Below are 22,157 nucleotides of genomic sequence, written 5' to 3' on the forward strand. Positions count from 1 at the left end.
GCTAACGTGTGATTAAGTCTTGTGTAGGTTTGAAATGAGGTAAAAGGAAAATGAAAACAATCGGTCTAATTGGCGGTATGAGTTGGGAGTCCACCACAAGTTATTATCAAATAATTAACCAAGGCATTAAACAAAAGCTTGGTGGGCTTCATTCTGCCAAGGTTGTTTTGGTGAGCATAGACTTTGCCGAAATTGAACAATTACAAAGAGCTGGCGATTGGACACAAATGGCTGAGATCTTAATTGACGCGGCTAAATCTTTAGAAGCTGCGGGGGCTGATTTTTTTCTCATTTGTACCAACACTATGCATAAAGTTGCCACACAAGTTGAGCAAGCTGTCTCTATTCCTCTGCTACATATTGCCAATGCCACAGGTGAAGAACTGATAGAAAATAACATTACTAAAGTTGGCCTGCTCGGTACTAAGTTCACTATGCAACAAGATTTTTATAAACACAGGTTAAGAGATAAATATGATCTTGAAGTTTTCACTCCAAACCTAGATGAGCAAGACATAATTCATCAAGTGATTTATCAAGAATTATGCCTCGGAAAAGTTAAACAAAACTCACGAGAGCAATATATAAATATCATTCAAAATTTAACGGATATTGGTTCCCAAGGCATAATTTTAGGTTGTACTGAAATTGGTTTATTGATCAATCACTCTAACTCTAATACCGCCTTATTTGATACGACATTTATTCACGCACAAGCCGCAATAAAAGAGGCGCTAAGCTAATTAACTATAGCTCTGACTCAAGTAATCATTTATATGAATTAATATCTAACCACAACTCTTTTCGATCAAGTGGCGTTTCTGGAGGTAAAAGAGGGTTACCTATATTAATAATTGTTCGCTCAGAAAGGTTAGCTTTCTTAATACTCTGGCTATAGTGCTTATCAAACATAGCTTTGAGGGTTCCGTCACTTAGCATAGTTTCTAAACCAGTAGTAAGCCGCACTGCTAAATGAGGATGTTTGGGCGATACAAACATATAAAATGGAGCGGGAATATACAGAGCTATTTTAGGTTCTACGACAAGATCAGGATACTCACTTTTTCTAATTTCTAGTTCATCATATATTTCATGTATACCACGAGGTAAGTAATCAAATCGCCCTTTATCTAGCATGCCAAACAAGGCTTCGTAAGAATAACCGCTGCCGACTTTGAAATTGAGATGGGTCATAATATCCCAAGTAGCCCAATTTCGGTGTAGCCCAACGGTGAATTTCTTCAGATCATCAATAGTCACAACAGACTCGAACTTAATTTGATTATCCTTATGAATAGCCAACAACCTGTAAGCTAATACGCCAAAACGTAGTGGGATCCGAATGGGTATGGTTTTTTTCTCCCACTCTGGCGTCGTTACGACCATAATAACATTAAGCAGTTTGCCATCTTCAAGTAACTCTACGGTTCGATTGTTGGGCAGCAAATGTTTTGCCACAAGTACTTCAAATTCACCATATTGTTTTGCCGAGACTTCTAATGCTTTATTTAAAACCGCGTAAGGATAATTTGAACGAGTGTCTTTATCAGAATGACGTTTATTCACGTATATAACATCTTTTGCCAAATTAAATTGGCTAAATAATAAGAGCAATACCGAGCCTAAATACATAAATAAGCAAATGTAATTTTTTCTTATTTTTGGCAACGTATTACACAATTTGGGCTTTCCGGCATGATTCGTTTTGACAATAATTCCATTCTACTGAAGTTCGGCCCCAATAAACACCAATATAAAAAATATACATATCAATCAGTTAAAAAAAAATTGAACATTATTTGTAGATTTTTATTATTTACGCATTGAAAAAAGATTGAGAATCTACATATCTTAATTGTCGACGCCGAAAGGGTTGATACAGAAACACAAGGAGTGAATCTGCAGCATTATTCTGACTAGATGGTTTAGCAGAATAGGCAAACCAATAATGGTGAGTGACATGGAATTCTTTACTCAAAATGCCGCCGAATAATCGGGGCAACTTAATATTTGTATTGCTTAATTTATGAGGATATTCAAAATGCGTAACATCGATCTATCTCCACTTTACCGTTCTTTCATTGGTTTTGATCACTTAGCTTCAATGATAGATACGGCTTCAAGAAACGAAAAACAATCTTCTTACCCTCCGTACAACATAGAATTGTTAGCCGAGGATAAATATCGAATTACTATGGCTGTGGCTGGTTTTGCTAAAGATGAAGTTAGCATAGAAGTGCACGAAAACACCTTACAGGTGGTCGGCTCTAAACCCGCCAAAGAAGGTCAAACTGAAGAACGTAAATTTTTACACAAAGGTATATCAGAGCGAAACTTCGAACGTAAATTCCAATTGGGAGATCACGTTAAAGTATTGGCTGCTGACTTAGAAAATGGTTTATTACATGTAGACTTAGAACGATTAGTCCCTGAGTCCAAAAAGCCAAGAAAAATCGAGATAGGCAGTAAGCTAATAGAAAATAGCTGAATATAAATATCCGTCTCCCTTAGTGTGTAATTATGTGTGAATCAAACGGGGTTTATTAACTTTATGTTAGTAAATCCCGTTTTTTATTTATTAAGGTCCCAGTTTTAGATCAGCCAGCTTTAATAAAGAATCATAATGTTGAGAATTGCTAATCCCACTAGCGAACCAAAAGTTGCGAGCATTCCCACAACTCTTTGCCAACTGCTCCCTGTATGTCGACGTAATCCAAATGCATGAATAAAACGACCAAATAACAAAGCAGAGCCAGTACAATGCAACAACACCCCATCACTGCCATTTATCTCAGCAATAAGCAGTAAAACTAAAACTATAGGCGTGTACTCACTAAAATTTCCATGGGCGCGTATCACTTGCTGGAAATGTTTATCTCCACCATCGCCCAATGATATGTTTTTATTTCTTCGTCCTCTAATTACTAAAACAGAAAGATAGAAAAATAAGATTGCCAGTAAACCGGCGTAAAAAGCCGTAATTGGGGTATGCATGATTTTATCCTCTACAAAAAAGCCCACTGCAAGGTGGGCTTTGTCACTAAAAATAATCTTAGGAATTAACCTAACAATTTAGCTAATTGACTACTTACATCTTCAACAGCTTGAGTACCATCAAATTTTTGATAAGCACAATTTCCAGCTTCAGCTTCTTTCGTATAATAAGAAACTAATGGCTTAGTTTGTTCATGGTAAATACCTAAACGTTTACGAACAGTTTCTTCTTGATCGTCAGGACGAATAACTAAATCTTCACCTGTATCATCATCTTTTCCTTCCACTTTAGGTGGATTATATTTAAGGTGATATACACGACCGGATCCAGGGTGAACTCTACGTCCAGCCATACGCTCCACTATGACTTCATCAGCCACATCGAATTCAATCACATAATCGATATTAATTTGTGCATCTTTCATCGCATCAGCTTGAGGAATAGTGCGAGGGAAGCCATCTAATAGAAAGCCATTCGCACAATCTTCTTGGGTAATACGTTCTTTTACTAGGCCGATAATTAGCTCATCTGATACCAGCTTACCTTCGTCCATGACGCGTTTTGCGGCTAAACCTAATTCTGTTCCGGCTTTAATCGCCGCCCTTAGCATATCCCCGGTGGAAATCTGTGGAATACCATACTTGCCCATTAAAAATTGAGCTTGGGTACCTTTTCCTGCGCCGGGAGCACCTAGAAGGATAATGCGCATGCTGTGTCCTCTGTCTAAATAAAAAGTAAAAAATAATAATTAAAAATGTAAAGCCGCAACTTTACACATTCAACTTTAAGGTTACAAGAATATTACACCTAAGATTTGCCTAAAGATGATGAAAATAGACCACTTAGATCAAAAACGGGCATTAAAGCCCGTTTTTACATAATTGAATGTTAATTTTCAGTCTATTTGGCTAATGTCATTAACAACTTGTTCAAGTTTTGTACAAAGCTAGCAGGGTCTTTTAAGCTACCTTGTTCTGACAAGGCGGCTTGGTCGTACAATACACCTGACCACTGGGCAAACTGTTCTTCATCTTGAATATCAGCTAATAACTTAACCAATTGATGTTCTGGGTTTAACTCAAAGTGATACTGAGTTTCTGGCACAGGTTGACCGGCTGCAGCCATCAACTTAGCCATTTGGGTAGTCATGCCTTGTTCATCAGCAACGATACATGCTGGGGAGTCAGTCAATCTGTGAGTGAACTTCACGTCTTTCACTTTATTGCCAAGAGCCGTTTTCACTCTTTCAATCACACCTTCAACTTCTTTTTCGGCTTCTTCTAAGGCTTTTTTGCTTTCTTCGTCTTCTAAGTCACCTAAATCTAACGCACCGTGAGTAATCGATTGGAAAGATTTTTCGTCGAATTCAGTTAAGTGAGACATTAACCACTCATCAACACGATCAGACATCAACAACACTTCGATACCTTTCTTCTTAAAGATTTCTAAATGTGGGCTAGATTTAGCCGCTTGATAGCTGTCTGCAGTGATGTAGTAGATTTTGTCTTGTTTTTCTTGCATACGGCTTACGTAATCAGCAAGCGAAACCGTTTGGGCATCTGAATCATTGTGAGTTGATGCAAAACGCATTAAACCCGCAATTTTTTCTTTGTTGGCGTGATCTTCAGCAGGGCCTTCTTTTAAGGCATTACCAAACTCAGTCCAAAATGCTTGGTATTTTTCAGCATCATTTTTAGCTGTTTTTTCAAGCATTTGTAACACACGTTTAGTACAACCTTGACGCATGGCTTGAGTAATTTTGTTGTCTTGTAAAATTTCACGAGACACATTTAGTGGCAAATCATTTGAGTCCAATAAACCTTTCACAAAACGCAAATAACTTGGCAACATTTGTTCTGCGTCATCCATGATAAATACACGTTGTACGTATAATTTCAGGCCGTGTTTTTGCTCGCGATTCCACATGTCAAACGGCGCTTTGCTTGGAATATATAACAAGCTAGTATATTCAGTTTTACCTTCCACTTTATTATGTGACCACACCATAGGATCGCTAAAGTCATGAGAGATATGTTTGTAAAACTCAGTGTATTCTTCATCGCTAACATCAGACTTGTCACGGGTCCACAAAGCAGTCGCTTTGTTTACAGCTTCCCAATGAGCTGGTACGGCTGGAATTTTTTCTCCCTCTTCACCATCAGGACCTTTAGGACCTTCACTCTCTGGGATCTCTTCCTTAAACATTTTAACTGGAATGCTGATGTGATCAGAATACTTACTGACAATTGAGCGCAACTTCCAGTCATCTAAGAATTCTTTTTCATCATCTTTTAGATGTAAGGTGATTTCGGTCCCACGATCGGCTTTTTCGATATCAGTGATAGTAAATTCACCTTCACCAGCCGACTCCCACTGTACACCATTAACTTTATCATCACCGGCAGCACGAGTGCGCACAGTCACGTTATCGGCTACGATAAAAGCAGAATAAAAACCCACTCCAAATTGACCAATCAACTGTGAATCTTTTGCTTCGTCTCCTGACAGTTTTCCAAAAAATTCTTTAGTACCGGATTTAGCAATAGTACCTAGATGCTCGATAACATCGGCTTTATTCATGCCAATACCGTTATCTGCTATGGTCACAGTACCAGCTTCTTTATCTATGCTTAATTTAACGTGCAAATCGCCGTCACCTTCATAAAGGCTATCATTTGATAACGCTTTAAAGCGAAGCTTGTCTGCTGCATCAGCAGCGTTAGAGACAAGCTCACGAAGGAAGATTTCTTTGTTTGAATATAGTGAATGGATCATAAGTTGAAGTAACTGTTTTACTTCAGTTTGAAATCCATGGGTTTCTTGTTGAGCTGCTTCAGCCATAGCCAAGTTTCCTCTAATATGTTGTTACTAAAAACGATGACATATGTAATAAGGCCGCTTAGAAGGTTTTCAAGCAAGATGTGAAATTATATTAAGATTAATTAGGATTAAAAGCTTCTACGGCCAGCAAATGCATGAGTTAATGTATTGCCATCAATGAACTCTAGCTCACCACCAACTGGAACACCATGGGCGATACGACTCGCTTTTACGTCATTCGTTCTACACATTTGTGCGATATAATGCGCAGTCGCTTCCCCTTCTACTGTAGGGTTAGTCGCCAAAATCACTTCGTCTATGTTGTCTTTTTCTAAAATTGTAGCCAGTTGCTCTAAACCAATGTCAGCAGGACCAATACCATCAATAGGTGATAAATGCCCCATTAAGACAAAATACCGACCTTTAAACTCAGATGTCTGCTCTATGGCCAATACATCTTGTGGTGATTCCACTACACACAAAGAGGTATTTAATTGGCGTTTAGGATTAGCGCATATTTCACACAATTTATTTTCACAAAAGGTACGGCATTGTTCGCAATGTTTTACATGCTCCATAGCATTATGTAACACACGACTTAACTGCAACGCGCCTTGCCTATTTCGCTCCAATAAATGAAACGCCATACGCTGGGCACTTTTAGGTCCCACACCAGGTAAGATTTTAAACGCATCGACTAGATCTTTAATTAAGGGGCTGAACTGCATAATAAATGTAAGGCCTTACAAACAAACTAATACATGAAAAAATAAGCTGCCAGTATACACCAACTTCAAAAAAACTAGTCAAGAATACCTGTTGAAAAAATTAACACATTGCGCTAATAAGTGTGTCACAAATATTATGTTCATTACTTTTAGTTTATCTTTAAAAGAGCAAACTTTACCTTCTTAAATCATTGCGATTATTTTTAAACTACTTATAGTTGTTCAGTGCCTAAATATAGGTAAGTGAATGATTAATAAAATAGAATGGAATGTATATAAATGAACAAACAAGGTTCACTTGTTGTTGTTGGCACAGGTATTAGTCCTGCAGGGCAGATGACAATACTTACCCAAAGTTATATCAAAGAAGCCGATATTGTGTTCATGGGCATAATGAACAAAATCGGCGAAAATGTTGTACAAAAGCTCAACTCAAACTGTCACAACCTTGACGATTTATACCAATCTGGTAAATCCCGTGGCATTACTTATATCCAAATGAAAGATCGTATTGTAGAGGCGGTAAAACAAGGACAGCGTGTTGTTGCTGCATTTTACGGTCACCCGGGGGTATTTGTTAATCCATCCCATAGTGCTATCGAAGAAGTTTTAGCCCTGGGCTTACCAGCACGTATGTTACCTGGTATCTCAGCAGAAGATTGTTTAGTAGCCGATTTGGGGATCGACCCAGCGCAATTTGGTTGCCAATCTTACGAAGCTACCCAATTTTTATTCCGTAAATACCGCATAGACCCTTACATGACACAAATTATCTGGCAAATTGGCCTTGCCGGAGAACATACCCACACTGTACTTAATGCCGAACATTGCCAGAAAGGTCTGCAATTACTAACGGATATTTTATTAACGCACTATCCAAAACAACACCAGATAATTTTATATGAGGCAGCTACCTTTCCGGTTTGTGAACCTAAAATTGAAAAGCTGTCACTGATTGATTTGCCTAGTGCAAAACCCAGTTTAATTTCCACTTTGGTTATTCCAGCACTTGGTTTGCCAGATTATGACGAAGACAAACTGGCTAAGCTAGGTTTAACCAAAGAGATCGTTATTAAATCTAGGAAGTCGTAACTGAAGGATTATTTTACCCATACTTTTATTGTTTATTTAAACGGAGAACACTATGTCTAAAACACTAGTAAATTTTATTGAAGAGCTGGATACAAACGCAAAACTACTTGAAACGTACAAAGCCAACCCAGTAGGTACTGCCAAAGATTACGGTTTATCTGAAGAAGATGTAAAAATAATCGAAGACAAAAACTGGGATGAGCTGAGTAAACGTTTTGAAGATTTAGGCAAAGCCCCTAGAAATATTCGAAGCTAAGTACTGCCGTGCCTTTTGGTTATTTGCTTAAAAACTATTTAAGCAAAATCACTGTTTTGACTTTATTGGTTCTGCCCGTATGTTATGGGCAGAATGAGTCTGATATGTTTGAAAAACAGCAAGTTATTCAGCGTTTAGCAGTTGTAAAAAAGGTTATTCAACAAGATTTACCGACTGCCGACAAAGAATTACAGCAGATCAAATCTATTATTCAACAAAACCAGTATGACGATTTAGCTAGTCAGCTTTTAAACTTAAGAAGCTACGCCAACATTTTTAAACAGGACTACCCACAAGCCTTTAAATACCTATTACAAGCCAGAAAATCAGCATCGACTTTTGATAATCAACTAGAAATTGCTAAATCTCTCAGATTAGAAGGTCTAATTTTAGATTTAGTAGGCGAACATGCAAAAGCCATAGCCGCCTTGAATAAATCATTAGCCATATTTAATGATATAAACCCAGAACAATCCCTATTAGTGTATGGAACGTTAACTAATGTATACAGTTCACTAAACCAATATGAGCAGGTATTAACAAACTCTAGAAAACACTATTTGCTTGCACAGAAATTTAATAATGATTTTGAAATAGCTGAAGCACAATTTGGAATAGCTAACGCGCTAATTGCACTCAATCAGTTATCAGAAGCAAAATACCATATTGCCTTGGCAGAGGAGTTAGCAATAAAATCCCAGTACCCGTTTATTGGGAATATTTATTCATCAAAAACGAAATTACATTTAAAAGAAGGAAACTTGGAAGCCGCCTTGTCTAGCATTATTCAATCCGCTGAAGCAGATAAACAAATAGGCTTTGTATTTGGCGAAGGAGATCGAACATTACAATTAGCTGAGGTATACCAGCACCAAGGCACACCCAATCTGGCTATTACAGAATTAACTAACAAGTTGCACACCGGCCCTATCCAAAACGATAAACTACTGGTTTTAAAATTACTCGATAAACTTAGCGAATTACACCAAGCCAAAGGCGATTTTAAACAAGCCTATGAGTATGCCAGTCAGCATAGACAGGTATACCAACAAAGCTACAACGAACGTCAATCCCAACAGTTAGCCCTTAACCAGGTTAAATTAGATGTACAAGAAAAAGACCAACAAATATCTCAACTGACCAAAGAACAAGAATTAAGTGCCCAACTTAACCTGAATCAACAATATGTCATTGCTTTATTAATAATGATCTTGATTATGTTTAGTGTGTTGATTTATCGCAATGTGAAACATAAACAACGGTTACAAGCTTTTTCAGAAGAAGTACAAGCGGCAAATGATGCCAAGTCAGATTTTCTAGCGCGTATGAGCCATGAAATACGCACCCCCATCAACGCGGTGATAGGCTTAACTAAACTTACTCAAAAAACCCAGCTTAACCAACAGCAGCAAACCAATCTGCAACAAATTGAAGAATCCTCGCATACACTCTTGGGTGTGATTAACGATATTTTAGACTTTTCAAAAATTGAAGCGGGCAAACTGACCATAGATCCCGTACCTTTTGAATTGGATAGCTTGATTGATAGTGCAATCAAATTGCAATCCTTAAAAGCCAATGAAAAGAACTTAGAATTGATCCAATACATTGAACACAATGTACCTTTGCGGGTGATTGGCGACGCGTTACGTATTCAGCAAATTTTAAATAACTTGATCAGCAATGCGGTGAAATTTACTGAAACAGGTGTAGTTTCGGTGCTAGTGACTCAAACACTTTCTGAAAACCAATCTATGCTGCAGTTTTCGGTAAAAGATACTGGAATTGGCCTTACAGAAGAACAAACCAGCCGCTTGTTTCAGGAGTTCTCACAGGCTGATGAATCCACGACCAGACAATACGGCGGCACGGGTTTAGGATTAGCCATTTGTAAGCAGTTAGTCGAATTAATGCATGGTCAGATTGATGTGCAGAGCCAACCAGGTAAAGGCTCTAATTTTACCTTTACCATTCCGTTACAAGAACAGGAAGAAAGTTCTTCTAATAAAAGTCAAATAAACACTCTGCTATCTAAACTCAGAATATTGATTGTGGATGATATAGATTTATCACGCCAAGTTATTGCAGAAGCCTTACTCAGAATAAAAGTAACCCCTGATCTTGCCGAAAATGGTCTTAAAGCCGTGGAGTTGATAAGGTTAGCCGAAGCAGATGAAACACCTTATGATCTGGTAATCATCGATTGGAAAATGCCAGATATTGATGGCATCCAACTCGCGTCAATTATTAATCAGCAAACATTACGCAAGAAGCCTCAGCTGGCCATGTTGTCAGCGTACGATATGGATAAATTAAAAGAGCTGGGTCAACCACTTGGTGTGAAACATTATTTAGAAAAACCTCTAAACAGCAGTGCTATTGTCGATAGTTTGATGAATATGTTTGCCATTACTCAAGATGTTGTAAGTAGCAACAAAATCGACGAGCAAAATACTTACCCAGTGCCGGATTTAACCGGTAAACGACTATTACTGGTAGAGGACAACGCATTAAACCGTAAAGTGGCAAAAGGATTTTTAGCAGATACGCAAATACAAGTAGTGGTTGCTGAAAATGGTCAAGAGGCTATTGAGCTACTCAAGAATGATCAAGGCTTTAATATCATATTAATGGATGTCCAAATGCCTATAATGGATGGTATTACGGCGACACAAATTATCCGTAATGAATTACACCTGTCCCATCCCATTATTGCACTAACAGCTCATGCAATGACAGTTGATATTGATAAATGTATTGCTGCTGGAATGAACGGACACATCAGTAAGCCCATATATGCCGAGCACTTGTATCAAGAATTAAACAGACTACTTCCTTCAGAGATAGAAAAAATATCAGAAAAGTCGAGTCAAACACCTGATCAGAACTTTGCAGTTTATGACGAGATTGCTCAAGATAAAGCCATTCAGTTATTACGTGATGACGAAACTTTGTACTGGGAGCTAGTAACAGACTTTATACAAATGGAAAATCAAATTACTGAACTTAACAATGCAATTAAACAGCAAGATTTCGAAGCGTTATTTAGAATATTGCACACTTACAGAACCTCACTTTCTTACATAGGCGCTTATAAACAGTCGAATATTGCTGCCACATTAGAGCAAAACATAAAAGAAAATAAACCAAACCTAGATGCAGACTTAATTCAGCAACTAATAGCATTTGCCACTAAAACTAAAGTAATTACCGAGCATTTTCGCTTTACAAATCCACAGTAATGGCATCGCAATACATTAGGTATTAAACTCCAAGCAATCTTAAAAACATAGCAATAGTATTGAATTTTCTCTTTATATTTTGGATAAAAAAATAGCGCCTAAAGGCGCTACTTATAACAAGTTTTATCTAGAACGGCATCTTCATGCCTGGTGGCATTTGCATTCCACCGGTTACACCAGCCATTTTTTCTTGGGTGGTTTCTTGAATACGACGGTTACTGTCGTTGATAGCGGCTGCTACCAAGTCTTCGATCATTTCTTTATCATCTTCCATCAGGCTTTCGTCAATTTCAACACGACGTACTGCATGATTACAGGTCATAGTAATTTTGACCAAACCTGCACCTGACTCACCAGTAATTTCTGTGTTAGCAAGCTCTTCTTGACTCTTTTGCATACGCTCTTGCATTTGCTGAGCCTGCTTCATCATGTTGCCCATTCCGCCTTTAAACATTTTATTCTCTCTTTTGATTGTTCATTAATACTTAAGGAATTATTCCTTACTTAAATATCTACCTTAAATAATTATCTAGCTTGAATACTTTGCTCTACCACACTGGCAGAAAATCTTTGTTTGAGTAATTGAATACCCGGATCATTATTTACCACTTGGCAAGCATAATCCTGACGTACGTGATTAATCTTAATTTGCACCGCGTATGGAGTATTTATGGGTTGTCCCATGACAATTTCAAGTTCAATTTCTGCATTTAATACATTTGATAAAGCTTGTTTGAGTAAATCTCGAGCAGTTTCCGAATCTAAATGCTCTTTACCTTCTAACAAGGTTAAAGTCACTTTGTTACCTTCACGGTTAAAAGATGAGTGTAATGCCAATTGTTTGGTCAATGCGTTAACCTGCATATCATCAATTAACTGGCTCCATTCATCTAACTGCTTAGATTTAATTACCTTTTGTTTGTTTGGTAAAAACGCTGGTACTTCAAGGTCGACTTCACCAATATTGTCTTCATCTAAATGGGCATTGGGATCAAACACCTCAGCTTCTGGTTGAATATCTAACTCTACTGGCACGCTTACTTCAGTAGAGGAATTTATTGCTTGAGTATGCCTATTTCCGGATGATGATTCTTGTTTAGCTTGGCTAAATTGGCTCCGCTCGATATCGTCTTGAGCCCAAGGGGGTATTTCTGACGAAGAGTGTGGGGGTCCATTTAATATTGAAAGGTCTGAGCCAATTGGCTCTGATGCAAAAGGGTTATCCTGTTCCATCTCCTGAGCGCTCAATAAAGCCTCAGAGACCGCAATTACGTCCTCACTAACGTGAGTAACTTCTGAATTAAATTCAGGCTCATTAGAAGTACTCTGATGAGAAGTTACAGACAAATCATCTTTTTGAATTGCGCCTGTGGGCAAACTTTCAGAAGGTAGTGATTCGACTTGTGCAAACGCTTCTTGTTTCGGCGTTTGCAGGCTTGCATCTTCTTGCTGATCGGGGTTTAACTCAGCACCATTTTGTTTGCGGATCGAGGCTAAATTAGGTAATTCAGATTTTTCAGACTTTTTTACCTGCTTAGCATTATCCTCCTCTAACAACTTATTTTGTTTAAGGCGATTTCTTAAAGCAATTAAATCTGCTGTTGAGTTTACAGGGCTAGAATTTGCTTGATTATTTGCATCAGGTACATTTACATCAACTTGAACATCATCAACCTGTGAAGACTCTCCAACAGAAGATTGCTCAAACTGAGTAAATTGATTTTCATTTGAAATAATTGATGGGTTTAAAGATACAGGCTCTAACTCGTGATAATCAGTTATGTGATGGCCAAAATCTTCAGCTTGAGCAATAATATCCTGTTGCTGTGCAAACAACTTTTGTTCTTCATCAGAACCATTGTCTAGAGGTTCACTAATCTCTTGATTAACTTGAGGGTGATTTACCTGAGCTTGCTCAGATTCACTAGGCTGAACCTCAACAAGGGTATTTTCAACCGCTTTGCTTTCATCCACTTTATTGGGATTTTGATTTGGATTGGCAGGTTCTTGTGTATTTTCAGGTAAAATACTGGTGCTATTATGCTGGTTAGGCTCCAGGTTATTTGTTTCATCTTTCGGCTCAGGAGCTGGTTGTTCTGTAGAAATGTCTGCGGAATGTAGCTGAGAATGAATGTCTGAGTTTGCTGAAGGTGTTTGTGACATTATATCTACTGAATCAAGCTTAAGATTACCTGGACAAAACGCCAACATCCTTAACAAAGTCATTTCTAATCCAGTTCTAGGATCCGCTGCATGAGGTAAATCTTTTTTGCCTGATAAAGCAATTTGATAAAGTAGTTGTATTTGTTCAACCGGAACAGACTTAGCCAATTGATAAATAGCTCTGGCAGAGATAGTTTCAAGTTTACACGCATCTGGCACAAACTGAGTTAAGGCAATTTGATGTAATAAGCTCATCATTTCGGCCAAAATTTGTGAAAAGTCTGGCGCCTGGTTAGCCATAAATTCAATTTGTTGCATCACTTCTGCACTATCTTTTTGTACTACCGCATGTACCAACTTTAATACCTGATTTTTATCCATCAGGCCTAACATGTCTGTGACAATTTGTAGTCCAACTACCCCATTACCTTGGGCTATGGCTTGGTCCGTTAAACTTAATGCATCCCGCATGCTGCCTTGAGCTGCTCTAGCTAATTGGTTTAATGCATCTTTGTCAAAGGATAGTTTCTCTTGCCCTAACACATATTCAAGCTGCTGAGCTATTTGACCACGCGAAAGGGCTTTTAAATTAAACTGCAAACAACGGGACAAAATAGTCACAGGTAGTTTTTGTGGGTCAGTTGTTGCGAGTAAAAACTTTACGTGAGGCGGTGGCTCTTCGAGTGTTTTTAACAAAGCATTAAAGCTATGTTTAGACAACATATGCACTTCATCGATTAGATACACTTTGTAGCGACCTCGACTCGGTTTGTATTGCACATTATCGAGTAACTCGCGGGTGTCTTCCACTTTGGTTCGAGAGGCTGCATCGATTTCTAATAAATCAATAAAATTACCATTTTCGATTTCTTGGCAAGTACCACACTGACCACAAGGAGTTGCACCTAAACCCTGTTCGCAATTTAAACTTTTTGAAAATATACGGGCAATAGTGGTTTTACCAACACCACGAGTACCAGTGAACAAATAAGCATGATGCAACCTGTTATTATCAAGAGCATTAGAAATAGCTGTCACCACGTGCTCTTGACCAACAAGTTCGCCAAATCGATTAGGTCGCCATTTTCGTGCTAAAACTTGATAACTCATGATTGCTTATCACTCACTTCTATATTTATTCAGTTTAGCTAAATTGCATTTACTGAATTGAGAAGTTACTCGCCTTCAAATTCACAAATGGAGTAACTTTTCACACCAATATCCAATAACTTTTGCTCACCACCTAGATCTGGTAACGAAATCACAAAACCAGCATGCTCAACAACACCACCTAAACGACGAATTAAGTTAGCAGTGGCGATCATAGTGCCGCCTGTGGCTAACAAATCATCGATCATCAGTACTCTTTCGCCTGGTTTTACGGCATCTTTATGAATTTCTAAACAGTCAGTACCATACTCTAATTCATAACTTTCACTGATCACTTCTCTAGGCAACTTGTTTGGTTTACGCACTGGAATAAATCCAATACCTAATTCAATGGCCAGTGGTGCGCCAAATAAAAACCCACGGGCTTCAGTGCCGGCAATTTTATCAAAACCCATAGGTGAAAATAATTCAACCATATGAGCGAGAGTAGATGAATAAGCTTTATGATCTTCTAATACAGACGTGACATCACGAAACATGATGCCAGCTTTAGGATAATCAGGAACCGTTTTGATCACTGATTTAATATAGGCTGCGGGCACAGAATTCCCCGAAAAATAATTTAAATAAAAGTATGATTGGTACTAAAGGTAAAACGTAAACCAACCAATAATGACATGCATTAAAGGTAATGCAACTAACAAACCAACAGCAACAAAGAAATATAGCCAATTAAAAGGGTCTTGCAAACTTTGATCATCTTGCATAAATATTCTCCAAAAAATAAGAGTAATAACTCAAATAAAACAATACTGTAGAAGCCGCAGATGTTAATCGAAACGAAAGAAAATTGATAGTACTCTAATCCTTCACAGGCAATAAAATGTGTTGTGACAACAACTGTTGCAATACTTTCTGCAACGAATCTATGACCTGTTGAGGCTTCAATTGGGGCAAAGCAGTAATCATAGATTGAATGAGAGCTTGCACCTGAATTTTATCTTCGTCTTGAATAATTGTTAATAAATGCGCAGTAACCTCATTTACCAAAGTAAAATTGACCTCATCTGTATTATCTCTATACACCACTAAATACACTGTCCCTTGACTTTCACTAGGCTGAAAATCAGGAGCAATCTGATGGACCGGGTAGGGATAACTGACTAAACTAGCCAACTGCGACATACGCACTGAACTCACCGCACTTTGTCCATCCCAGAAATCCATAGGTTGTTGAACCTTACGGACACTTAAATCTAGTTCTAACCATTCGTAATGAGCTAGCTCTCGTAAAAAAATAGGATCAGACTCAGTAGGTTGATATTCGTTACTTAAAAACTCAACAAACTCTTTACTAATATCAATAAAATAAGGTGAGCGACTTTTATGCTGGGCAAAAAACTGTCTAGCTAATTGTTGCCAATCTTGTTCACAGTACAAACTTTCTAATACAGGGAAACCTGAGCTTATAAAGCCCAACACATTATTAAAAAATAACTCACGGTAAATTTTTAAACGTTCGTCTTCGATATCCCCCTGGTAAGGGTTTTCATCAGGATCTTTAATATGTGCGACAAAATCTAATTGAATTTGTTGGAAAGATTTCATTAGGCAGACTGCAACTTAACTTTTTCTTTTGCGGTTTGATTAACAAAAGGTCGCTGAATTTGTCGAATTTTTTCAACTTCAAGTAATAATTCTGCAATAGGCGGTATATTAAAATCTCGCTCTAATAAAGTTGGAAATACGCCATGGATTTCATAGGCCTTTTTTAATAATTCCCAAACAGGCTCTATCACATCTGCACCATGGGTATCTACTTTAAGAGTATCGGTTTCATCATAATGGCCAGCTATATGCCCATATACTATTTTATTGGTTGGCATAGCCGCTAAAAATGCTTCAGCATCATAGTTATGATTGATTGAATTCACATAAATATTGTTTACATCTAATAACATTAAACAACCAGACTCTTGTAATACCGACAGGGTAAACTCTTGCTCAGTCATTTCTTGCCCGGGCGCGGCGTAGTAGGAAACATTTTCTAATAGCAATGGGCGCTCTAAAATATCCTGCACTTGTTTCACTCTTTGTACGACATACTTAACCGCCTCTTCAGTAAAGGGGATAGGCATTAAATCGTACATATGGCCGTTTCCAGAGCAGTAACTTAAATGTTCGCTGTAGTACAAAATTTCATGTTGTTCTAAAAAGGTTTTCACTTCTTTTACAAAATTTACATCGAGTGGATCTGGGCTACCAATGGATAAAGACAAACCATGAGCTACAAAATTGCTCACTTTAGTAAAGCAATTTAAATCTTTTTTAAATTTTCCGCCTAAAGGGATCCAATTTTCAGGAGCGAGTTCCCAAAAATCAACGGATTTTGGAATGTCTGGTAACAACTCATCAAACATTTCTCTACGCAAGCCTAAGCCAACACCAGATAGATACTTTTTGCTCATCTTGATTAATATCTCTTTATAAATCAATTATACAATATATGGTATTACATTAAAAAAGCCGGCTAAGTGCCGGCAAATTTAATTTTTAATTGATATTAGATTCAGCCAAATTCTTATTTAGCCTTTTTGTCGCCGCCACATTTGCCTTCGCCGCACTTACCTTCTTTTTTGGCTTTTTTGTCGCCACCACATTTACCTTCGCCGCACTTACCTTCTTTCTTGGCTTTTTTGTCGCCGCCACATTTACCTTCGCCGCACTTACCTTCTTTTTTGGCTTTTTTGTCGCCGCCACATTTACCTTCGCCGCATTTACCTTCTTTTTTGGCTTTTTTATCGCCGCCACATTTACCTTCGCCGCACTTGCCTTCTTTAACATCTTGCATAAAACCAGATTCTAAAGACTGTACGCCAAATGGACTAGCATTGGCTTGTAAACTTACTGAAGCCAAAGAGCCGATGACTACCGCACCAAGAGTTGTCGCGATGGCTGATTTTTTAATTTGTTTCATTTTAGGTATCCTAATAAAAATAATGGGTGTTTTTAGGGTTCAGAGCATAAGACCCAAACCTGTCCTAAAATATTTCACCCTTAATCAAAAACGACTGTGTATAAGCTAAAATAACTAATTTTTCCGATAAAATTCAGCCAATAATTTAAACGAAAGCTATTCCAATACCGATATAGGATCTGACACTTTCGCTTTACCCTGATTAATAGAAATTTCTACTCTACGATTACGGCTGCGATTTTGCACTGTAGTACCTTCTTCCAAAGGCGCGGTGTCAGCTTTACCCACTACCGACATTCTATTTTCTTTAAACCCTGGGGCCCGTCTTAATTCTTCAGCGACAGCTACAGCTCTTTGCGAGGACAAATCCCAGTTAGAGCGATAAAGTTCATTGGAAATTTGTTGGCTGTCACTATGACCAGATACTTCAATATCTCCAGGCATTTCGGCTAACAGCACACCTATTTTTCGTAAAATAGGCACAAACTGCGGCTGTAAAAATGCAGAGCCAGCTGAAAACGAACCATTTTCTCTAATTCGAATAGTAATTTGTTGGCCTAATGATTCCATTTCAATGGCCCCATCAATTATTTCTTTTTCTAATTGTTGAGCCACTTTTTTCATTTGTTCAGCCACTTCTTCCTGACTGGCACTGTCATTAGTTGGACTAGTAGTACTTTGTTCCGAAGCTGTTTGTTGAGCGGCGCCCCCTCTTTGTTCCCCCCTTTGTTTTTGTCTACCACCAGCAGAGTCTTCATTTCCGGCTTGAAATTCCAGCATTTCTTGAGTCATATCTGTGGTTTGCTGCTGAATAGTTTCAATAGGTGTAGGTTCTGGGCGTCCCGGTCTGAATTCCATAGCGATCACGCTGGTGCCTTTAGGAATATCTTTGACTTCAATTTTATTTTGCACTCCAAAAGCGAACTTCATCGAACCAGCGATTTGTTTAAACTTAAGTACGTCCATTTCTGAAAAAGACAGTAACAAAACAAAAAAGCACATCAACAATGACATAAGATCCGCGAAAGTCCCCATCCACGCGGGCAGACCTTCAGGTGGGCATTTAGGGCACTCTTCTTCAGCCATCTGTTATTCAGCTTCTTCGGCTGAGCCACGTTTACCCGCAGCAATATAATTTTTGAGAATGCCTTCAATGACTCTTGGGTTTTGGCCATCAGCAATACCAATAATGCCGTCCAAGACTAAATTTTGGGATAGCTTTTCTTCCTCACAGCGGTGACCTAATTTAGTTGCAATTGGAATGGCCAATAAGTTAGCTAACATGGCGCCATACAGAGTAGTTAACAGCGCTACCGCCATCGCAGGACCAATAGACTTAGGATCATCCATGTTGGATAACATAGCCACCAATCCAACAAGAGTACCGATCATACCCATTGCAGGACCAACGTCACCTAGGTTCTTGAAGATAGTGGCGCCAAACTCATGTCGCTCTGTGGTCATTGCGATATCTTTACCTAAGGTCGCTTTAACGACATCAACATCATGACCATCAACCAACATATCTACACCTTTTTGCATAAATACATTATCTATTTCGGCTTCTTCCAAAGCTAAAAAACCACCTTTACGGGCAGCGTCTGCCATTTCAACAATTTTCTCAATTAACATCTCAGGGGCGTCAACTTTGAACATAAACGCCTTACCGGCAATTTTACCTGCGCCAAAAAATTGGCCTAAGGTATATTGAGATAAAACAACAAATAGACTTCCACAAAACACAATCAATATAGACGGCACGTTAATAAACATACCTATGTCACCACCCTGGACCATGGCCATGACAACAAAACCAATGGCTCCCAGAATTCCAATTATGCTTGCTAAATCCACATCCTGCTCCCAAAAATAAACGGCATATTAATAACGATTTGCTTTCTAATGTTTTTTATATTACGCCATAAGAAAGTCTCCATAATCAACCGACTATATACAAAAAACTAAATCAAATGAAATGGTTACTTTAATAATATCGACAATCTAAAGTATTTCTATAGTTGACGTATAGAGTTTGTTCCGTATCGTAAAGATTTTGATAAAATTAATTGCTCTTAAATACTCCAGCTTTAGATAATACCAATCGGCATAAATAAGTAGTCACTCAGAATGCGTCCAGCGGACAAGCAAATTAATAAAAATTCACACCTATTGATATACCAGCCAATCTTTCTCCACTGGTTTCTGAAGGTTGACAGGTAATGGTAGAGGTTAAATCAATACCTCTTTCACCTATGTCTGCATGGGTGGTTGTGGGGCTAATTGTGTTTTGCATACCAATGTCCACACAGTAGGTTTCTTTGGTTAAGTTTTCTGCCCACAGTGCTACTTGATACTGTTGCTCGGCACCAAATTGATAATTTACCCTGGCGTTTAACCACAATTGCGCCTCTTTAGTGGTAAACCTGTCATTCACATAGGTTAGTCCGTCAATTTGTTTACTGACATAGCGAGCATCTACTTGTAGCGTGATCTCGCCGGATTGGGTGATGAATTTTTTACTTAACATAGAGTTAAGAGTTAACTTTGGTGAGTTGGGCAATTCATGGCCGATATCAGCTGCGGTTAATGTGCCGTTATCGACGATTTGGGTATCTAATACACCCAAACCTAATTGCATAAACCAAGAGTCTTTAGGAACCCATTTGATCTCAGCTTCAATGCCTCTACTACTAGATTCAGGAATATTCACATACCTAGGCTCACCATTAAATACCCCAAAGGTTTGCAGGTCTTGCCATAGGTTGTAAAAAATCGCGCTATTGAATTGCAAAGACCGACTTAATTTTGCTTTTAGGCCAAGCTCAAAGGCATCTAAAAACTCTGGTAAAAAAGCTTGCTCAGCTCCTTCACCAAAAAAAGCGGCAAGTGCTCGTGTATCAAATCCGCCCGATTTAAAACCACGAGCATAACTGGCATACACCATTTTATTGGGATCAATTTGATAGTCTAAAGCGAGTTTCCCCCCCCACTCAGTAAGGTTCTGATTTAGATCATAATTTTTAATAGAAGGCGCCAGCACCACACAATCGGTAAATTCAGCTGAGTAACAGTTTTCAATAAAGCTTTTACCTAAATAGGCATCTGTGGGTACCCTATCAAATATAAAATCGGTATGGGTGTTAAAGGGCATATTTGAGATACTGCCACCACCACTAGGATTAGTATTATAATTTGCTGCCACACCAAATCTTGAATTAGCTTGTTTTTTGTTTTCAGTAAACCTCAATCCAGAGGTTAAGGTGAAGTCTTCTGCCAATAACCACTCAACTTGTCCATAAAAAGAAAAATCTTTATCTTCTTGAAGCAGGATATTATGAGCCGTGATATCTCTAGGCACATTGTTTTGCGGTCCAATATAATTAAAGCGCCTGACGATTGTGTAAAGCTCCATGTCTTCCACAAAATGATAAATGCCAGCTAACCAACGCACGTTTTCATCATCAGCAGAAAGTATGCGTAAATCGTAAGATTGCTGCTGGTAAGTCGCATCTCTATTGGGAATAAATTGCAGTGAGTTTGTACCTGAGGTTTCATCCGCTGATTGAATGGCTGAATTGTCGTAAGACACATTTAGCTGCAGTTGATAGTCGTTATCAAATTGATGCTCGAGCTTTACAAAGCCTCCATTAATATCTGCATAAGAGCGCGCACTAGATACGTTATAAATGTGGTGCCAATCGTCTGTAGCAGGATTAAACCCATTACGATCAACACTATTTAACACATTAACAAAGTTTGCGTTAATACTATGAATAAAAGAAGAAATAGACGCTTTATTGTCTGGCTCGCTTGCATCACTAAAATCTTGTGTGCCATTAATTAATAAATACGGATCGTTCACGTCTCTGGTACCAAACGCTCTATTACCTATATTGGTACCGTCATGTTTTGCCCAATGGTGATTAAATAAAATATCTGTTTGTTCATATGGTTGCCACAACAATTGCACCCGGGCTGATTGACGATTTTTGTCGCCTAAACGCTTCGCTCCTAGCGCATTACCTGCAGCATCAAATGCCAGATTAGTATATATGCCATCTCTTTTAACTGATTGCCCCGACAGCCTTAAGGCTAAATTTGAAGACAATTCAGCATTAACCACAGCGGTTAAATCCAGCTGGTTAAAACGACCTAAGTTGGCGCGAACATAACCCGTTGTGCGGTCATCGCCCAAACTAGGTTTGGCTGAAATATAATGCACAGCTCCGCCAATAGTATTACGCCCGAATAAACTATTCTGTGGACCTCTTAATACCTCCACTCGCTCGGTATCAAATACCCCTAAAATGCCTGAAAAAGGTATGCCATAAGCAACCTCATCACGATAAATACCTACAGCTTGGTTCACATTACCGTGGGGGTTATTAGTCCCTATGCCTCTAATACTAAAACCTGTTATTAACTCAGTTGATGTATTAGCACTTAGATTAGGAAATAAAGCCAAAATAGTTTTCATATCTACAACATTTAAATTGACAATATCTTGTTCACCTAACACATTAATCGAGATTGGTATTTGTTGTAGTGACTGTTTACGTTTTTGCGCAGTAACCGTGATACTTTCAATTTGATCTTGGCTCTGAGAGCGGACACTATTGTTCTCCTCATTAACTTGCTCAGTAGCAGGATCCGCTCTTAAAAAGCTTGAATAAATCAATAATAAAAAAGGTAATATCAATACAAAACTTCGAATGAGGATTTTCCAGTAACAAACCAACATCATATTCTTTAAAATAGGCAAATTTTACACTCC

Annotated in this window: 20 protein-coding genes; 5 read left to right on the forward strand and 15 right to left on the reverse strand. The window is 38.3% G+C overall.

Annotation, left to right across the window (positions count from 1 at the left end):
- Positions 1–50: 50 nt before the first annotated feature.
- Positions 51–743 (forward strand): aspartate/glutamate racemase family protein, encoded by a 693-nt coding sequence (locus L0668_RS17100; RefSeq protein ID WP_235313938.1) that lies wholly within the window; start codon positions 51–53, stop codon positions 741–743.
- A gap of 25 nt (positions 744–768) precedes the next feature.
- Here the strand turns inward: L0668_RS17100 and L0668_RS17105 are convergent, their stop codons facing one another.
- On the reverse strand, positions 769–1,566 hold the full coding sequence (locus L0668_RS17105) for a substrate-binding periplasmic protein (RefSeq protein WP_235313939.1): 798 nt from the start codon (positions 1,564–1,566) through the stop codon (positions 769–771).
- 475 nt (positions 1,567–2,041) lie between these two features.
- On the opposite strand from L0668_RS17105, the gene L0668_RS17110 reads away from it, so the two are divergent.
- Positions 2,042–2,488, forward strand: a complete 447-nt coding sequence (locus tag L0668_RS17110; protein WP_235313940.1) for an Hsp20 family protein — start codon at positions 2,042–2,044, stop codon at positions 2,486–2,488.
- Between the two features lie 119 nt (positions 2,489–2,607).
- On the opposite strand, the gene L0668_RS17115 is transcribed toward L0668_RS17110, so the two are convergent.
- From L0668_RS17115 to recR, 4 genes are all read right to left on the reverse strand, one after another.
- Complete coding sequence (locus L0668_RS17115; protein ID WP_235313941.1) at positions 2,608–2,994, reverse strand: MAPEG family protein; 387 nt, start codon at positions 2,992–2,994, stop codon at positions 2,608–2,610.
- 65 nt (positions 2,995–3,059) lie between these two features.
- Positions 3,060–3,704: an adenylate kinase gene (adk, locus tag L0668_RS17120; protein ID WP_235313942.1), complete on the reverse strand. Its 645-nt coding sequence runs from the start codon at positions 3,702–3,704 to the stop codon at positions 3,060–3,062.
- A gap of 191 nt (positions 3,705–3,895) precedes the next feature.
- Positions 3,896–5,836 carry a molecular chaperone HtpG gene (gene htpG / locus L0668_RS17125; protein WP_235313943.1) on the reverse strand — a complete coding sequence of 647 codons (1,941 nt, stop codon included), beginning with the start codon at positions 5,834–5,836 and terminating at the stop codon, positions 3,896–3,898.
- Between the two features lie 107 nt (positions 5,837–5,943).
- Positions 5,944–6,543, reverse strand: coding sequence for a recombination mediator RecR (gene recR, locus L0668_RS17130; RefSeq protein WP_235313944.1), 600 nt, complete (start codon positions 6,541–6,543; stop codon positions 5,944–5,946).
- 279 nt (positions 6,544–6,822) lie between these two features.
- Between recR and L0668_RS17135 the strand changes: the two genes are divergently transcribed.
- From L0668_RS17135 to L0668_RS17145, 3 genes are all read left to right on the forward strand, one after another.
- Positions 6,823–7,635 carry an SAM-dependent methyltransferase gene (locus L0668_RS17135; RefSeq protein WP_235313945.1) on the forward strand — a complete coding sequence of 271 codons (813 nt, stop codon included), beginning with the start codon at positions 6,823–6,825 and terminating at the stop codon, positions 7,633–7,635.
- Positions 7,636–7,687: 52 nt separating this feature from the next.
- On the forward strand, positions 7,688–7,891 hold the full coding sequence (locus tag L0668_RS17140; protein WP_235313946.1) for a hypothetical protein: 204 nt from the start codon (positions 7,688–7,690) through the stop codon (positions 7,889–7,891).
- Positions 7,892–7,995: 104 nt separating this feature from the next.
- Positions 7,996–11,133, forward strand: coding sequence for a tetratricopeptide repeat-containing hybrid sensor histidine kinase/response regulator (locus tag L0668_RS17145; protein WP_235313947.1), 3,138 nt, complete (start codon positions 7,996–7,998; stop codon positions 11,131–11,133).
- 127 nt (positions 11,134–11,260) lie between these two features.
- On the opposite strand, the gene L0668_RS17150 is transcribed toward L0668_RS17145, so the two are convergent.
- The 10 genes from L0668_RS17150 to L0668_RS17190 all read right to left on the reverse strand — a co-directional run bounded on the left by L0668_RS17150 (position 11,261) and on the right by L0668_RS17190 (position 22,145).
- The gene (locus tag L0668_RS17150; protein WP_235313948.1) at positions 11,261–11,587 is read right to left on the reverse strand and encodes a YbaB/EbfC family nucleoid-associated protein; all 327 of its coding nucleotides are present in this window, start codon (positions 11,585–11,587) and stop codon (positions 11,261–11,263) included.
- A 71-nt stretch (positions 11,588–11,658) separates the two neighbouring features.
- Positions 11,659–14,406 (reverse strand): DNA polymerase III subunit gamma/tau, encoded by a 2,748-nt coding sequence (dnaX, locus tag L0668_RS17155; RefSeq protein WP_235313949.1) that lies wholly within the window; start codon positions 14,404–14,406, stop codon positions 11,659–11,661.
- 65 nt (positions 14,407–14,471) lie between these two features.
- Positions 14,472–15,008, reverse strand: coding sequence for an adenine phosphoribosyltransferase (apt, locus tag L0668_RS17160; RefSeq protein ID WP_235313950.1), 537 nt, complete (start codon positions 15,006–15,008; stop codon positions 14,472–14,474).
- A gap of 42 nt (positions 15,009–15,050) precedes the next feature.
- A complete protein-coding gene (locus L0668_RS20755; protein WP_268820415.1) occupies positions 15,051–15,173 on the reverse strand; it encodes a hypothetical protein in 123 nt (40 codons plus the stop codon).
- Positions 15,174–15,267: 94 nt separating this feature from the next.
- Positions 15,268–16,014 carry an HvfC family RiPP maturation protein gene (locus L0668_RS17165; protein ID WP_235313951.1) on the reverse strand — a complete coding sequence of 249 codons (747 nt, stop codon included), beginning with the start codon at positions 16,012–16,014 and terminating at the stop codon, positions 15,268–15,270.
- Positions 16,014–16,874 (reverse strand): HvfB family MNIO-type RiPP peptide maturase, encoded by an 861-nt coding sequence (locus L0668_RS17170; RefSeq protein WP_235313952.1) that lies wholly within the window; start codon positions 16,872–16,874, stop codon positions 16,014–16,016. The genes L0668_RS17165 and L0668_RS17170 overlap by 1 nt, the downstream gene beginning before the upstream one ends.
- Positions 16,875–16,987: 113 nt before the next feature.
- Positions 16,988–17,383 (reverse strand): HvfA family oxazolone/thioamide-modified RiPP metallophore, encoded by a 396-nt coding sequence (locus L0668_RS17175; protein ID WP_235313953.1) that lies wholly within the window; start codon positions 17,381–17,383, stop codon positions 16,988–16,990.
- A gap of 156 nt (positions 17,384–17,539) precedes the next feature.
- Positions 17,540–18,469: a flagellar motor protein MotB gene (locus L0668_RS17180; RefSeq protein ID WP_235313954.1), complete on the reverse strand. Its 930-nt coding sequence runs from the start codon at positions 18,467–18,469 to the stop codon at positions 17,540–17,542.
- Positions 18,470–18,472: 3 nt separating this feature from the next.
- Entirely contained in the window at positions 18,473–19,237 is a 765-nt protein-coding gene (gene pomA, locus L0668_RS17185) for a flagellar motor protein PomA (RefSeq protein WP_235313955.1), read from the reverse strand.
- A gap of 295 nt (positions 19,238–19,532) precedes the next feature.
- Entirely contained in the window at positions 19,533–22,145 is a 2,613-nt protein-coding gene (locus L0668_RS17190) for a TonB-dependent receptor (protein ID WP_235313956.1), read from the reverse strand.
- Positions 22,146–22,157: the final 12 nt, after the last annotated feature.

This window comes from Paraglaciecola algarum, from assembly GCF_021532655.1.
Lineage (GTDB): Bacteria > Pseudomonadota > Gammaproteobacteria > Enterobacterales > Alteromonadaceae > Paraglaciecola > Paraglaciecola algarum.